At 67.4% G+C, this 14,592-nt stretch carries 17 protein-coding genes; 9 read left to right on the top strand and 8 right to left on the bottom strand.

Annotation, left to right across the window (positions count from 1 at the left end; translation table 11 throughout):
- Positions 1–64: 64 nt before the first annotated feature.
- Both TY25_RS24610 and TY25_RS24605 read right to left on the bottom strand, forming a co-directional pair.
- Positions 65–1,456 carry a DUF1254 domain-containing protein gene (locus tag TY25_RS24610; protein WP_042259643.1) on the bottom strand — a complete coding sequence of 464 codons (1,392 nt, stop codon included), beginning with the start codon at positions 1,454–1,456 and terminating at the stop codon, positions 65–67.
- Between the two features lie 205 nt (positions 1,457–1,661).
- A complete protein-coding gene (locus TY25_RS24605; RefSeq protein ID WP_014982885.1) occupies positions 1,662–1,958 on the bottom strand; it encodes a hypothetical protein in 297 nt (98 codons plus the stop codon).
- A gap of 426 nt (positions 1,959–2,384) precedes the next feature.
- Between TY25_RS24605 and TY25_RS24600 the strand changes: the two genes are divergently transcribed.
- Entirely contained in the window at positions 2,385–2,663 is a 279-nt protein-coding gene (locus TY25_RS24600; protein ID WP_014982884.1) for a hypothetical protein, read from the top strand.
- Positions 2,664–2,687: 24 nt separating this feature from the next.
- On the opposite strand, the gene TY25_RS24595 is transcribed toward TY25_RS24600, so the two are convergent.
- The gene (locus TY25_RS24595) at positions 2,688–3,992 is read right to left on the bottom strand and encodes a carotenoid oxygenase family protein (protein WP_042259640.1); all 1,305 of its coding nucleotides are present in this window, start codon (positions 3,990–3,992) and stop codon (positions 2,688–2,690) included.
- 111 nt (positions 3,993–4,103) lie between these two features.
- Here TY25_RS24595 and TY25_RS24590 point away from each other — a divergent pair, with 111 nt between their 5' ends.
- A complete protein-coding gene (locus tag TY25_RS24590) occupies positions 4,104–4,625 on the top strand; it encodes a PadR family transcriptional regulator (RefSeq protein ID WP_042259637.1) in 522 nt (173 codons plus the stop codon).
- Between the two features lie 7 nt (positions 4,626–4,632).
- Here TY25_RS24590 and TY25_RS24585 read toward each other — a convergent pair whose 3' ends face one another.
- Together TY25_RS24585 and TY25_RS24580 are read right to left on the bottom strand one after the other, a co-directional pair.
- Positions 4,633–5,880 carry a VWA domain-containing protein gene (locus tag TY25_RS24585; RefSeq protein ID WP_042259635.1) on the bottom strand — a complete coding sequence of 416 codons (1,248 nt, stop codon included), beginning with the start codon at positions 5,878–5,880 and terminating at the stop codon, positions 4,633–4,635.
- Positions 5,881–5,948: 68 nt separating this feature from the next.
- Complete coding sequence (locus TY25_RS24580) at positions 5,949–6,491, bottom strand: ATPase (protein ID WP_201773698.1); 543 nt, start codon at positions 6,489–6,491, stop codon at positions 5,949–5,951.
- A 96-nt stretch (positions 6,492–6,587) separates the two neighbouring features.
- On the opposite strand from TY25_RS24580, the gene TY25_RS24575 reads away from it, so the two are divergent.
- Positions 6,588–7,964 (top strand): MFS transporter, encoded by a 1,377-nt coding sequence (locus tag TY25_RS24575; RefSeq protein ID WP_042259633.1) that lies wholly within the window; start codon positions 6,588–6,590, stop codon positions 7,962–7,964.
- The gene (locus TY25_RS24570; RefSeq protein ID WP_042259631.1) at positions 7,954–8,373 is read left to right on the top strand and encodes a MarR family winged helix-turn-helix transcriptional regulator; all 420 of its coding nucleotides are present in this window, start codon (positions 7,954–7,956) and stop codon (positions 8,371–8,373) included. The genes TY25_RS24575 and TY25_RS24570 overlap by 11 nt, the downstream gene beginning before the upstream one ends.
- A gap of 76 nt (positions 8,374–8,449) precedes the next feature.
- On the opposite strand, the gene TY25_RS24565 is transcribed toward TY25_RS24570, so the two are convergent.
- Complete coding sequence (locus TY25_RS24565; RefSeq protein ID WP_081869079.1) at positions 8,450–9,133, bottom strand: hypothetical protein; 684 nt, start codon at positions 9,131–9,133, stop codon at positions 8,450–8,452.
- Between the two features lie 149 nt (positions 9,134–9,282).
- A complete protein-coding gene (locus TY25_RS24560; protein WP_042259629.1) occupies positions 9,283–9,456 on the bottom strand; it encodes a CsbD family protein in 174 nt (57 codons plus the stop codon).
- A gap of 401 nt (positions 9,457–9,857) precedes the next feature.
- On the opposite strand from TY25_RS24560, the gene TY25_RS24555 reads away from it, so the two are divergent.
- The 5 genes from TY25_RS24555 (at position 9,858) to TY25_RS24535 (ending at position 13,968) form a co-directional block, all read left to right on the top strand.
- Positions 9,858–10,610, top strand: coding sequence for a GAF and ANTAR domain-containing protein (locus TY25_RS24555; protein ID WP_042259627.1), 753 nt, complete (start codon positions 9,858–9,860; stop codon positions 10,608–10,610).
- Positions 10,611–10,759: 149 nt separating this feature from the next.
- Positions 10,760–11,518, top strand: a complete 759-nt coding sequence (locus TY25_RS24550; RefSeq protein WP_063602755.1) for a phosphoribosyltransferase — start codon at positions 10,760–10,762, stop codon at positions 11,516–11,518.
- 189 nt (positions 11,519–11,707) lie between these two features.
- The gene (locus TY25_RS24545) at positions 11,708–12,613 is read left to right on the top strand and encodes an STAS domain-containing protein (protein ID WP_042259717.1); all 906 of its coding nucleotides are present in this window, start codon (positions 11,708–11,710) and stop codon (positions 12,611–12,613) included.
- Between the two features lie 79 nt (positions 12,614–12,692).
- Positions 12,693–13,139 (top strand): anti-sigma factor, encoded by a 447-nt coding sequence (locus tag TY25_RS24540; RefSeq protein WP_146154044.1) that lies wholly within the window; start codon positions 12,693–12,695, stop codon positions 13,137–13,139.
- Positions 13,129–13,968 (top strand): RNA polymerase sigma factor SigF, encoded by an 840-nt coding sequence (locus TY25_RS24535; RefSeq protein ID WP_042259625.1) that lies wholly within the window; start codon positions 13,129–13,131, stop codon positions 13,966–13,968. The genes TY25_RS24540 and TY25_RS24535 overlap by 11 nt, the downstream gene beginning before the upstream one ends.
- A gap of 5 nt (positions 13,969–13,973) precedes the next feature.
- Here TY25_RS24535 and TY25_RS24530 read toward each other — a convergent pair whose 3' ends face one another.
- On the bottom strand, positions 13,974–14,480 hold the full coding sequence (locus TY25_RS24530) for a flavin reductase family protein (protein WP_029903786.1): 507 nt from the start codon (positions 14,478–14,480) through the stop codon (positions 13,974–13,976).
- Between the last annotated feature and the right edge of the window lie 112 nt (positions 14,481–14,592).

Raw genomic sequence — 14,592 nt, 5'->3', positions numbered from 1 at the left:
CAGGGCTTTGTGAACAGCGTTTAGTAAAACCCGTTTACTCGACCCCGCCGCCGCGGTCGTCGCGTCATCGCACCGGAGTCAGCGGCGGCGGCTGCCAGCCGCCTCGGACGGCTTCCTCTTTCGGTGCGTACAGGCGCAGGGTGAGGGAGAACTGGCCGGATTCCGGGATGGGCAGCCAGTTGCCCGGCGGGACGGCCGGGCCCGGATCGCCGTGTTGCACGGCCAGGTCGACCGAACCGTCCGGGTTGGGCACCACCGGGATCTGGTGACCGACCGAGTAGATCCCGGCCGGGTTGTCGATCAGGTAGCTGTCCGGACCGTAGGCGGTCAAGGACCAGAAGGCCGCGACGGGCGGGGTCCGGCCGGGCGGGAAATGCAGGCGGAATCGGCTGCCGTTCGCACCCGCCGTGGCGAACAGGGTCGGATAGATCGCGTCCTGAGCGAGATTGGCGCCGAGGCCTTTCCACGCGATCGCCGCGCGCTGGAGATAGTTCGTGCCGTAGGCGCCGATGGACGGGTCGAAGGTCCAGCCGTTCTCGTTCACCGCCCTCGGGTCGAGATAGACCGGGATCTGCTGCTTCGCAGTGGCGACCGCCGCGGTGAGTTCGGCCGCGGCGATGCCGGTGACCTTGCCGCCCGGCGTGATCCCGAGCGTGGCAAAGCGTTTCATCGCGGGTGCGTCGTCCGGGGCGGGCGGGGTCGTCGCGAGGACCGCGCACAGACGGTCGAAGAAGGTGCTCGCGTCCATGGCGGCGACCCGTTCGGCGGGCGGTGTCGAATCCGCCTGCGGCGCAGGCACACCGGCCTGCGGCGCAGCGTTGCCGCTGAGCGGGGTCAACGTGAGCTGCTGCTGAATGGCATGCACGGCAGGCAGATCCGCCGCGCCGTTCACCTGGATCCGGCCGAGCAGCCATACCGTCGAGGTCGGCATCGGCAGCGGGGTGACGTCGTCCGGCAGGGTGCCCGACCATCCGGGACCGACCACCGCGTAGATGTACGGCGCCCCGGACTTCGCCCGCGGCCGAACGCTACTCGGGTTGTGCACGGTGTTCGTCCAGGCATCGAGCAGCTGCATCAGCCAGTACCGGCCGTCCTCGATGGCCGGCACGCGCAACAGGATCGGCTCGCCGCGCAGGTCCAGCCATGCCGCCGAGTACAGGGTGTCCTGGTTGAGGCGCACCACATCCCGTCGCGCGGGCGTCGGCAACGTCGACGCGTGCCGGAATCGGTTGGTCGCCCCGGCCGCGACCCGGGTGACGTCCATCAGGACGAGCGGATAGCCGAAGATGTAGGCGTCCTTGGCGATCGCCGCGGTATCACTGAGCCGGGTGGTCGGCGCGGCCGGCGATTCGACCTCGGACTCCCCGCAGGACGACACCCCGGCCGAAGCCGCGGCCACGGTCGCCGCCAGCCCGAACATGCTCCGGCGGGAAAATCCGCCGGTCCGATCACCCATGGTTCCCCTGCTTCCCGATCCGATCGGACAGTGCCAGAGCTGCGCACCGCAGTATAGCCAAGCATTAGCCGATGCTCCGGAAAAGCAGGGGTACAGACGCCGGTCGCGAATCACGCATCGACGGCATCGCTACTGACGGGCACACCTCGTATTACGCACGCAGACATGGCGATACGAGCAGTTGCCAATCGGTAACCGAACGAACTCAGGTGCCGAGGACCGCGTTCATGATCGTGCCCGCACTGGTCGCCACCACACCGCCGACCATGGCGCCCGCGATCATCTTCGGCGATTGCAGCGCACCACCCTGCCACTTCTCCCACGCGAACTTGCCGCCCGCGAAGACGATGGCGAGGATGCCCGACAGCAGCGCGAACCAGGTCAGGTAGCGAACCATCTGCAGGATCTTGTCCGACAGCGGCGGCGCCTCCGGCGTGGGGTTTCCGACTTGCGCCAGTGTCGTGAAGGTATCGCCGACCGACGCCAGAATGATGCTCACCATCTACTCCCTACGCTCCACTACAACCGTGCCGCCGCCCGAGCCGCCACACGAAAGCTGTTAAACCGCCGATGAATTCGATCTTGGACGAGGATACGGGCTCATCGTTACTTCCGTGGATACCCGGTACGCAACCGCGCACACACCCCCGTGCCGAGTCGCACGCTGCATTCCGCGGAATCGCCCCCAAGCGGTAGTAGCAACCCGCCGGCGGCGCCGTCGGGGCGCGGCCGCCGAGCGCACCGGCCACCGCACCCCTCCATCATCGGCGAGCATCGGCAACCCGGCAAGGTGCTCGCGGCACCGAACTTCCTTGGGGCGCTGACTCGAACCGTCCCGAAAGGAAGGCCGCATTGCAGCGAACAAACCGATACCATCACAGGCAGCGACTTTCCTGCCCTGTCCCGAACCCAGAATGAGCTGACGACGATGATCCTGGCCGCCGCTTACGACACCCTGCTCGCGCAGATCGGCAATCCCAGCCCCGAAGCTCCGCCGGTCTCCGACAAGTTCCTCCAACTGGTTCGCTACTTCACCTGGTTCGTGCTGCTGGCCGGCATCGTGGCCATCATCTACGCGGGCGGCAAGTTCGCGTGGGAGAAATGGACCGGCGGCGGCCTCGACTCGCCGAAGATGGTGGCGGGAGCCATGATCGGTGGTGTGGTCGCGACCAGCGCGGGCACCATCATGAACGCCGTCATCGGCTGAGCACCGCACCGGCACACCGCGCCGCTATACATCCGGGAGCCAGCTGCCGTGGAATCCGAACGGAACCCGTTGCGGCAGGTGCACAGTGGCCACCGGAGCCGCCGCGAGATCGTCGGCGCGCAGAATGACCAGATCGCTCAGCTCTGACGTGGCGTTATAGACAAAAGACATGAGATATCCGCTGCCGCCGGGCTGTTCGTCCGCGGGTGCGAACACCGCTTCCGCGGGCACGCGTCCCGCACCGAACTCGTGTGTGGTCCGATCGCCGGCGGGCAGGTCGTAGCGAATCAGCGCATTCGAGTCGCCGGCGACCGTCACGTGGCCGAAGCGCGCATCCTGGCCGATCAGCCGATCGTCCACGCGGGGGAACTCCGCGACCCGATCGTCGAGCTGTTCCTCGGCCACCGTGCCCATGACCAGATCAATGGTCCAGCGCCACAACGTGGACTCGTCGAAGCCGTGCGAGTCGTGCTGCCACAGCTGCGGATAGCGCATGACATACAGCACGATCTTGCCCGGCTCGTCGTGTGCGTTGAGCGTGTGGAACACATAGCAGGGATCGATGGCGAACCAGCGCACCTCGCCGTGCGGATCGTCGCGGCGCAGCACGCCGAGCCGGGCCGGATAGGACTCGCTCCAGCGGAACGGCATCCCCGCGCCGGCCAGCGCTGTGGGCAGGTCGAAAACCACAGGTAGATCCATGAATACGACATGCTGCGCGGTGAGATTGAAATCGTGCTGCATGGTCGCGGCGGGCACCTCGATGGGCCTGCTGAGCAGCAACGTGCCGTCGGCGTCGGCACGGTGGTAGGTGAGATAGGGCTCGTTGAGCACCTCATAGCCGAAGAAGTGCAGCTCACCGGTGCTCGGACAGGTCTTGGGGTGCGCGGTCATCGGCGTACGCAGCGCGCCGTCGAAGTCGTAGGGCCCGACCGTGTCCAGCTCGCAGGTCAATTCGTAGGGCCAGGACGATTCGACCAGCGCCAGCGTCCGGCCCGCGTGCCGGATGACGTGCGTATTGGCTACGCCCGCGGCCAGATCCCGGTTGCCCTCGTCATCGATGACGCGAGCGCCGTCGGTGAATGTCTTGGTCCGCACCCAACGATTGCGGTACGAGACGGCGCGTCCGTTCTCGATGCGAATGCCGTGCACCATGCCGTCACCGGTGAACCAGTGCCGGGACGCGGCGTCGTGCGGATTGGGTCCGTTGCGCAGGTACCAGCCGGTGAGTTCGGCCGGAATCTGGCCGGTGACCGGCAGGTCGTGGGCGGTCACCTCGTCGGCGACCGGGGCGTAGTTGCCGGCGAGATGCGGGACGGGAGAAGTCATGCGGAACGACCGATCTGAGCGGGGCGGCTTCGCCCAATATTCCTATTTAGACATGTCGAAACTAGAATTTGAGAAATCGACCTGTCAATAGTGGAATGTAGAGTGACCCGCATGAGTCTCCGCTTCGCCGTGCTCGGGCTGCTCGCCGACCGCCCAGCCAGCGGATATGACCTGATCCAGCGCTTCAAGGTGTCGCTGGCCAATGTCTGGACGGCGACCCAGAGCCAGATCTACACCGAACTCGGCACGCTCGCCGACGCCGAGCTGATCTCGGTTTCGGACAAAGGGCCGCGCGGCCGTAAGGAATACACGATCACCGAATCCGGCCTCGCCGAACTACAGCACTGGCTGACCGAGACGAAGCCGAAGCACTCGGTCCGCAACGAGACGACGCTGCGCGTCTTCTTTCTCGGCGCGCTGGCACCGGCTCAGGCCGCGGCCTACCTGAGTGAGATCGCGACCCGAGCCGCGGAAGGCCTCGCGGCGCTGCGCGCTTTGGAGAAATCGATCGCCTGGGAGGACGACAACGAGTTCTCTCACTACGGCCGGCTCGCGCTGGAGTGGGGTCAGCGGTTCCACGCGATGAACGAGGAGTGGGCGCGTTGGGCCGGCGAGCAGATCCCCGAGCGGTGAGCGCGTTTCAGCGCAGCACGCCCGCGGTGCGGGCGGCGCGCAGCCAGTCCGGGAATTCGCCGAGCAGGCGGGTGTACAGCTCGCCGTCGTCGACTCGGTCGATATCGTCGAGGGCGAAGAAGCCCGCGTTGTCGACCAACCGGTCCGACAGCTCGTCGAGCGTGCGGAGCAGCCCGTAGTTCGCCTTGCCCAATCCGATGAACTGCCAGAACACGGGCAGCCGCGCCGCATCCCGCATGAGCGCGCTGATCTCGCGCTTGTTCGCGAAGCCGCCGTCGGTGAAGAACAGGATGAGGGTCGGTCCGTCGCCGGGACGCACCGAGGACAGGATGTCGCGCATGATCGGCAGCTCGTCATTGCGTCCGCCGATCCGGTCGTAATCGATACCCGCGTGGTTTCCGCCGAGATGCAGATAGGTCTGCGCCCACTCGTCGCTGCGCTCGACGGTGATGTCGGGCAGCTTGGCGAACGACAGCGCGTACAGGTACGCCTCGAGCCTGCCGTTGTCGTCGAGCTGAGTGGCGATCGGAACCATGCGCTGCACGACGCGGTGCACCACCTGATTGCGGTACTGCTTCTGCATGCTGCCGGTCTTGTCGAGCACGAGCACCACGCGCGCACGGATCCCGAAGGCGTTCTTGTCGATCAGCACCTTCGCGACGGCACGCTTACGCAGGTCGAGCTTTTCGCGTTTCTCGAACGACAGCGCCGCCTCCCCGGGCACGGTGCGCACCTGCGGCTCCGGTGCCGGGGCGGGCGTATCATCCACGCGCACACCATGATCGGTGACCAGTGCCGCGAAACCGCCCGCGTAGCCCTGGCCTACCGCCCGCACCTTCCAGGCCGACTCGCGGCGGTACAGCTCGAGCGCGATCACCACGGACTCGCTCGCCAGACCCTCGATGCGGTACTCGTACACCGTGTTTCCGGCACGGTCGGCGACCGTCACCACCGGCGCGGCGAACTGCCCGAACGTCGCGGACGCGTCGGCGAGGGTGAGGATCGCGCGCACCTGTGTGATCTCGGCGGGCAGGTCGGCGGGCGAAACCTCCAGTGCGGCGGCGCCTTCGGTGCGCAGCCGCACGCCGGGCCCGGTCGGCTGATTGAAGAACACGAAGTCGGCGTCGGACCGCACGACGCCCGCCGCAGTCACCAGCAGGGCCGACAGATCGACCTGTGCCTCCGTCCGTACCGACAGCACCACCCGCGGCTCGGCCAGTGCCCCGTTCTGCCCCTTGACCAGTACAGCGCCCATCGAGACTCCTTAGAACGGGCCGAAATCGTCGCCAGAGTATGACAGTGCCGCGGCCGCCGCGGGCGCGCTCAGACGACCACGAACGGGTCGGCCTGCCAGCCGGTGAGCGCGACGACCTCCGCGGCGATCTCTTCGGGGGTCCGGTCGGTGGTGTCGACCACCCGGACCCACGCCGGCACCGCATGGTCGAGTTCCCTGGCCGTCGCGATGCTGCGCTCGATGTGCCGCTGCAGTTCGATGCCGTTCTCGCGCACCGCGAGCCGCGCCGACGCGGTCTGATCGTCACAGGTCAGCAGCACCGCGGTGACCGTCGGCGTATCCCCCATCGCCGCCGTGAGCTCCGCGATGACCTCGGGAAACACGCTCGCGGTATTGGTGTAGATCAACCGCCGGTAGCCGAGCACGCGGTAGTTCCCCCACATGGCCGCCAGATTCTGCTCGGCGAGGCCGTGCTCCCAGGTGGGCGGGTACGCCAGGTCGAGGCTGTCGCCTTCGATCAGCGCGTGCCGCACGTTCGCCGCAGCGAGTACCGCGTGCACGGCGAGACCGACCCGGCTCTTGCCGACGCCCGAGCGCCCGCCGAGGAACAGCACCTCCGATTTGTCGATCACCCGTCCAGAATGCCAACCCGCCGGAGGCGGGCCGAGCCGGTGCGACCTGGATCACAGCCCTTGCATGTGGAACAGTTGTAAGAACACAATAGTTATATGCTTACAACTGTCGAGGGGTTGACCGCCCGTCGCAAAACGATCGTGCTCGCGACGTGCTGCCTGAGCCTGCTCATCGTGTCGATGGACGCGACCATCGTGAACGTGGCGATTCCGGCCATCCAGGCGGATCTGCACGCGCCGCTGTCGCGGCTGCAATGGATCGTCGACGCCTACACCCTCACCCTCGCAAGCTTCCTGATGCTGGCCGGGACCACGGCCGACCGGTTCGGCCGCCGCAAGGTGTTCCGCATCGGACTGGCCACCTTCGCGCTCGGTTCCCTGCTGTGCAGCCTCGCGCCGACCATCGAGGTCTTGATCGGGGCACGGTTCCTGCAGGCGGTCGGCGGCTCGATGCTCAATCCCGTGGCGATGTCGATCATCACCACCGTGTTCACCGGCCGGGTCGAACGCGCGCGGGCGATCGGGGTGTGGGGCGCGGTGGTCGGCATCTCGATGGCGTTGGGGCCCACCGTCGGCGGCGTGCTGATCGACGCGCTGGGCTGGCAGTCGGTGTTCTGGATCAATCTGCCGGTCTGCGCGCTCGCCCTCGTGCTCACGACCCTCTTCGTGCCGGAGTCGAAATCGGCGACGGTGCGCGGTATCGATCCGATCGGCCAGCTGCTCGCCGTCGTGTTCCTGTTCACCACCGTGTTCGGCCTGATCGAGCGGCAGCCGTTGATCTTCGTCGTCGCGGCGATCGCGTTGGCGGCGTTCGTCTACTACGAGTCGCGGCGGGTGGATCCGTTCATCGATCTGCGCTTCTTCCGCAGCGTGCCGTTCTCGTCGGCGACGGTGATCGCCGTCTTCAGCTTCGCCACCCTCGGCGCGTTCCTGTTCACCTGCTCGCTGTATCTGCAGACGGTCCGGCACTATTCGGCCGTGCACACCGGCCTGCTGTATCTGGCGATGGCGGTCGCGATGGTGATCTTCTCCCCGCTGTCGGGCCGGCTCGTCGGCAAGCACGGCACCCGGCCGTCGCTCATCGTGGCCGGGGTCATGATGACCACCGCCGCCGTGCTGCTCAGCACGCTCGCCCCGGACACCCCGGTCTGGGCGCTCGTGGTGATGTTCGCGATCTTCGGCGTCGGCTTCGGCATGGTGAACGCCCCGATCACCACCACCGCGGTCAGCGGAATGCCGCTGGACCGGGCCGGCGCGGCCGCCTCGGTGGCTTCGACCAGCCGCCAGGTGGGCGTGAGCATCGGCGTGGCGCTCTGCGGTGCGCTGACAGGAGCGGGGCTGTGGTGGGTGATCGCGGTGCTGACCGCCGGAGTCGCCATACTCGGTGTGGTCGCGAATACGCCGTGGGCCAAGCGGTCCAGCGACCGTGTCGCCCCGTTACTCGAACAGAAAGTGCCTGCGCATGTCGGATGACACCCCCACCGCCGACGAGGTGTGGGCCCAACTCACCCGGCTCGTGCTCTACGGCCGCGACCCGTGGCGACGCGCGGCCGTCGAGCGAACGGGCTTGCCGTTCAGTCGCATTCGGGTGCTCCGCCGGTTACAGGCCGCACCGCTGACCGTCAAAGAACTGGCGCACGCCGCGGCGATCGACGCACCGGCCGCCACGGTGGCGGTCAACGATCTCGAGGAGCGCGGCCTCGTGGTCCGCGAGGTGGACCCCACCAACCGGCGCCGCAAACAGGTCTCCCTCACCGCGGACGGGCGGGCGATCCTGGCCGAGGCGCTGGCCACCCCGGACCCCGCACCGACCTCGGTCGCCGCGCTGGACGAGGCCGAGCTGCGCACCCTGCACGAGATCCTGCGCAAGCTCGAACACTGAACCGGCACGTAGACGCGTTCAGCCCCGGAAGACGAACTCCGGCGCGAGGAATCGCACCCAGAGCAGCGAACCCTGTTCAGGCGCTGACGAATTCGCGATCGCCGTACTGCACGCTCGCGGCGTCCCAATCCCCGCCGATCCCGGCCACGAAGCGCTGCGCCAGCTCCAGATCCGCGACGTCCACCACCAGGATGAGCGTGTTCGCCTCAGTGACCGAGCCGCCGACGAGCCGCTGCCTCGCCACCGGATCGGCGACCAGCCCGTCGTGGAATCGCCGCACATCGATACCGGGAATCGCGACCGTCAACGCGTCGATGTCCGGCGAATTCGGTGCCAGCCGTTGGAAAGTCAGCACCGACTCCTGCTGGAATCGGGTGCGCACCTGCTCGGCGATCCGCCGCAGATCCGCCGCACCGACGCAGGCCAAGTGGAATTCGCGGGACCGCTCATAGGTCGCCTGCTGCCGCTCGTCGGACCAGAACACACCGCTGACCAAAGTCGACCCGACCGGTAATCCGATGTGCTGCACCGCGATCCCATCCACCACCAGCTCGAAGCCGTCGAGCCGCTGCTGCAGCCGGGGATCCTGCGGATCGGTGATCGTCGCGGTGTTGTCGGTCGCGAACAGTTCCGCAGTGGGCTGCAACGGATTTCCCGCCGCGCAGGCCGCGGGCCCGGCCGTCGCGGGTCCCGCTCCCCCGACCATTCCCGCCGCGACGAACACCGTCGCCACCACAGCCATCATCCGTGCCGCGATCATCCCGATCCCTTCGAAGCCAGCGCTCCCGCTATGAGGACAGCACCCTATCCCCCGGCTCGCCAGGATCGGAGCGGTTCGGTCCGCTCAGCGAAACACGCCGAGCGGGCGGCGTCCGGTACGGCGCTCGCCCGCTCGGTAGCTGTGCGCGGTCAGTTGCGGAAGGCGTCCTTGACCTTCTCGCCCGCGTCCTTCAAGTTGGACTTGAGCTGATCGCCCTTGCCCTCGTTCTCGAGATCCCGGTCATCGGTGGCCTGGCCGAACTTTTCCTTCGCCTGACCGGCGAGGTCTTCAGCCTTGTTCTTGGCCTTGTCAGCTGTGCTCACTGTCTAACCCCTTTCGTCGGGCTGGACCGACCCGCTGTTTTCGGCCGGACGTTTGGCGGATAACCGCTCTGCGCCGACGCAAACACCCGGGCTCGACACTTGTGTCTGCGATCTGGTGACCCATGCCGTTGAGCTGGGGCTCTGCCGTAGAGATCCCCACGTATCCGTGGGCACTCCGGCGATACCTCGCCGACGCGAGCGCGGTGACCTGCGGGAACCTCGCAGCTCACCGGACGCAGGACACGGCGGTCGCCGTGTGGGGAACGGGCGCTGTCAGCGGCAATTGACTCCGCCGCCGATCCAGCGACGTACGCTGGTCCCGTGTGGGCGCGATCGGAGATCTACCACGCCGGGCTGCGGTGCGAGCAGCGCGCGGATTTTGTCGACCGTCAAGAGATTTCATGGCTGACGAGCTCGCAATCGGCCTGTCGGACCTGACCACGCTGCTGTTGACTCGCGGCGATGTCACCGAATCTCTGTGCGCCGTCGCCGATATCGTCGCCCGAATGCTGCCGCACTCCCTCATGGTCGGTTTCACGCTTGCCCGAGCCCAGGGCCCCCTCGTCGGCGGTTCCGCCGATGCCACCCCGATGCTGCTCGAGGAATCTCGGCTCAGCACGGGGCAGGACCCGAGCGCCCAGGCGATCGACACGGCACAGCAGATTTCCATCCCTGATGTGACACGGGAGCGCCGCTGGGGCGACTACCCCGGCAGGCTGCTGGCGCATGGCGTGAAATCAGTTCACGTCCAACCTGTTTCGGCAGCGGGCGAGGCGCTCGGCGCCCTGTCGCTCTATTCGAACCGGCCGCACACCTTTACCGAACGGCTGCGGCAGGACGCGGCGCTGACCGCCGAGCACATCGGGACACTGCTCGCTGCGGGCATCGATGCCGCCCGGCAGAGCGCCCTGACCGCCCAGCTACGCGAGACGCTCGCCTCTCGATCCACCATCGACCAGGCGCTCGGCATCGTCATGGCGCAGCGGCGGTGCACCCGCGACGTGGCCTTCGCGGTGCTGCGCGACCGATCCCAGCGACGTAACGTCCGCGTCGCGGATCTGGCGGCCGAGATCATCGAGGCGATCACCGGGCATGCGCCCGCCCCAGTGCATTTCACCGAACCACAGCCACGGCTACGACGGGACTGTCGCTGATCGCGGCACTGCCCCAGCACATTTCGTAGTAATGCCGATGGGCGCATCGAACCCACGCCGGACGCACTGCCGCCGAGTACAATTGGCCTCGTTCATCCGAGTCCCGTAGTGCGGCTCCGGAACCGACCGACTCGATGCACGGGGGAAGGATGGACGGCGCAGCCAGACCCGGTGACCACAGTGGCCGCCGGACATACCAGCGCTCACTGTTTCTCGACCGGCGCGACGCGGGCCGGCGCCTCGCCTATCAGTTGCAAGCATTCCGCGGTCCCGACGTCGTCACGCTCGGCGTTCCACGCGGTGGGCTGGCCGTCGCGTACGAGATCGCGGTGTCGCTGCGGCTTCCGCTGGACACGGTCGTCGTCAACAAACTACGGGTCCCCTACCGGCCCGATCTCAGCTTCGGTGCGGTCGCCGAGAACGACACGCAACTCATCGATGACGTCGTCGTGCGCAGCGCCATGTTGACCACCGCGGAGATCAGCGCCGCCCAGCGGCACGGCCGCGACCGGCTGCACCGGCTGTGTCAGCGGTTGCGCGAGTACCGCAGGCAGGCCGAGGTCCACGGCCGCACCGCGCTGGTGGTCGATGACGGTGTCCGGACCGGCATCACCGCGCGCACCGCCTGTCAGGCGGCGTATCGGCGCGGCGCGGTACGCGTCGTGCTCGCAGTGCCGGTCGCACCCCACCGGATCGCGCGCACCCTGTCCTACTACGCCGACAAGGTCGTGTGCCTGGAAACGCCCGCGCAGGTCCGTCCGGTCGGCCAGTCCTACCAGCGCTTCGACGCGCTCACCGACGCCGAGGTGGACGGCCTGTTGCACAGCGACACCGCCTCGCCCCGTCCGCCCGAACGGAACCACCAGGCCGGGCACGGCACGGCAGCAGAGCGGCAGATAGCCGAGTAGCGCTTCTCGGCGGTTCCACGGCGTATGTACCGCGTCCAGGGTGGCAGTCCGGAAACGTGTCGAAGTTCCTGGCCGAGACCCCGGATGGGTATACGATTCTGCGGTCGGTGGAACAGTCCAACGAGCGTGCTGGCCACCGCTTCTTCGAGCACGTGGGTCGACTCGCGTGGGGACGGACCGGAGGCGGCATTGTCCGAAGTGTCGATTGGTACGTTGGCTGCCGACAGCAACTCCAACGGTGTCAGCGAAGGCCTGCTCTCCGAGCTGGTCGAACATCTGCGACAGAACCGCACCGTGCTGCGTGAGGAATGGGCGCGCCGGATCACCGACGCACAGCTGCTCACCGCGATGACGCCGGACGAGATGTTTTCCGAGGCGACCTCCGTCTACGACAACTACGTCGCCGTCCTCGAAACCGGCTCGGTCGAGGCCCTGCAGGACTATGCCCGCGATCTGTCCGAGCGCATCATTCCGCGAGGCGTCGAAACCGACGAGGTCCTGGGCATCGTGCTGCTGCTGCGCGACGTGCTGGCCCGCTCGCTGTTCGAGAAGTACCAGACCGACTTCCAACTGCTCAACGCCGTGCTCGACGCCTACGAACCGGCCGCCAACCGCATCGCCAACACCGTGGGCGTGTCCTTCGTCGAAGAACGCGAACGCATCATCCGCCAGCAGCAGGAGGCGATCCGCGAGCTGTCCACCCCTGTGCTGCAGGTGCGTGAACAGCTGCTCATCCTGCCGATCATCGGCGTGCTGGACAGCCAGCGCGCCCGCCAGCTCACCGAACAGCTACTGCGCGCGATTCGCTCGAACCGCGCCAAGGTCGTCGTCATCGACATCACCGGTGTCCCGCAGATCGACTCCACCGTGGCCAACCACCTGGTGCAGACCGTGGACGCGTCCGGCCTGATGGGCGCGAACGTGATCATCACCGGCCTGTCCTCCGAGATCGCGCTCACCCTGGTGACCATCGGTTTGGACCTGTCGAAGATGAACGCGGTCGGCGACTTGCAGGGCGGAATCGAGGAAGCGGAACGTCTGCTGGGCTACGAGGTCAGCCGCAGCGGCGACACCAGCAGGCGCCCGGAGGCCTGACACCGTTCACCGATCTTGCCGGTTGGGTTGCTGTGGCGCGGGTATGGCCATCAGTGACGCGATGGGAGGCGGTGCACAGATGAAGGTGGTTTCCGAGGCTTCGACACCGTGGCAGACCTCGGTGCTCGCGCACCGGGTTTCGCTCGAATTGGCGGCTGAACTGCGCGAATTGGGGATGTTGCGCGCCCTCACGGACACCGTGTGCATGATGGCCGACATCACTCTGGACGCGATTCCCGATGTCCGGCTGGTGGTCAGCGAAGCGGCGACCGCGATGATGCTGGAGGCGCTACCGGGCAGCACGCTGCGCTGTGAGTTCGATTACACCAGACGCAGATTCAGTGCGCGGATCGCCGCGACGGCGACGCGCGACGCCGAGGACCGGCGCGACCCGTTGAGCTGGCAACTGGTGCAGTTGCTCACCGATTCGGCCGAATCGACCCGTGACTCTTTTGACCCGGTCGCCGGAGGGTATCCGACCGTCATCGAATTCAGTTGGGAGCGAGGAATATCCGATGCAACGTGAGTTCACGCAGGACGAGGCCGGCCGCGCACGGCGCACACACTCCCGCGGCGACAGTTACGACAACATCGAGCCCTGGTTCGAGAAGCTGACCGCGCTCGACGTCGACGACCCGCACCGCAGCGAACTACGCGAAGAAGTCATGCAGCGGTGCCTGCCGCTGGCCGAGCACATCGCCCGCAAGTTCGCCGGGCGCGGCGAGAGTTTCGATGATCTGCACCAGATCGCCCGGGTGGGTTTGGTGCTCGCGGTGGACCGTTTCGATGTCACGCGCGGCAGTTCGTTCCTCTCCTTCGCGGTGCCGACGATCATGGGCGAGGTGCGCAGGCACTTCCGGGACAACACCTGGGCGGTGCGAGTTCCCCGTCGGCTCAAGGAGATTCAGCAGCAGATCGGTCCGGCTACCGAACTGCTGTCGAACCGGCTCGGCCGGGTGCCGACGGCGCGCGAGATCGCGGCCGAGTTGTCCCTCGACGTCGGCACGGTCACCCAGGCGTTGATCGCGAGCAACGGCTATCAGACCCGGTCGCTGGATGCCGTGGTGCGCGAGGACAGCGAGAACGCGCCGCTGCCCGCCGCCGCCGGGCTCGGCGCCGACGAACCGTGTTACCGGCTGCTGGAGGAGTCGATGACGGTACGGCCGCTGATCGCCGCGCTACCCGAGCGGGAGCGCCGGGTGCTGATTATGCGCTTCTTCGAGTCGCTCACCCAGGCGCAGATCGCCGAGCGGCTCGGTGTCTCGCAGATGCAGGTGTCGCGCATTCTGTCCAAGACCCTCGATACTCTCCGCGAGCAGGCGCTCGAACCGGAGCGATCGGTGGACGTGGCCTGATTCGATCAGGCCACGTGCCCGGGCTTCAGATCCGCGACGGCACGGTAGCGTAACGCTTCCTTCCCGGTGGGCGGCGCGGCGGCCGCGGTCGGCTCGACGACCATGCCGACATGATCGCCTAGGTCGTGCCGGGCCAGGATGCGGCCGGTGAACCAGCCCGCGGCCGCGTCCAGGATCGGGACATCGGCCGGCCCCGGCTGCCACTTGCAGTGCGCGAACTTGTTGATGTCGTCACCGGTCTCCGCGCCGAAGAGCGCGGCCAGCGAGGACTGTTCCCGGCTGAGCAGATGCACGGCGAGCTGCTCGGCCTGCGCCGCGACGCCGTAGGTGAAGTTCGTCTTCGAGATACCGACGAGGAAACGCGGCGGATCGATGCTCACCTGCGAGGTGAAGCCGACCAGACACCCGGCATTGCGTCCACCCGCGTGCGTGGTGACGACGAACACCGGATAGTCCGCGGCCGCGATCACCGCATCGAACGCGCTTCGATCTGCTGTGGCATTGTCCGACATGGTCCTCACGCTCGGATCGGCCGCAGCCGAGCCGCGCGGGCGACCGGCGCGGCTCGGGACCACGGCGAGTGGGCAGTCCAAGACCCACAGTACGAGACCGCGCGGACTCGGG

This window comes from Nocardia brasiliensis NBRC 14402 (assembly GCF_000308475.2).
GTDB lineage: Bacteria > Actinomycetota > Actinomycetes > Mycobacteriales > Mycobacteriaceae > Nocardia > Nocardia brasiliensis.
Note: the sequence above shows the minus strand (reverse complement) of the source record. Positions and strands in the feature narration are given on the sequence as shown.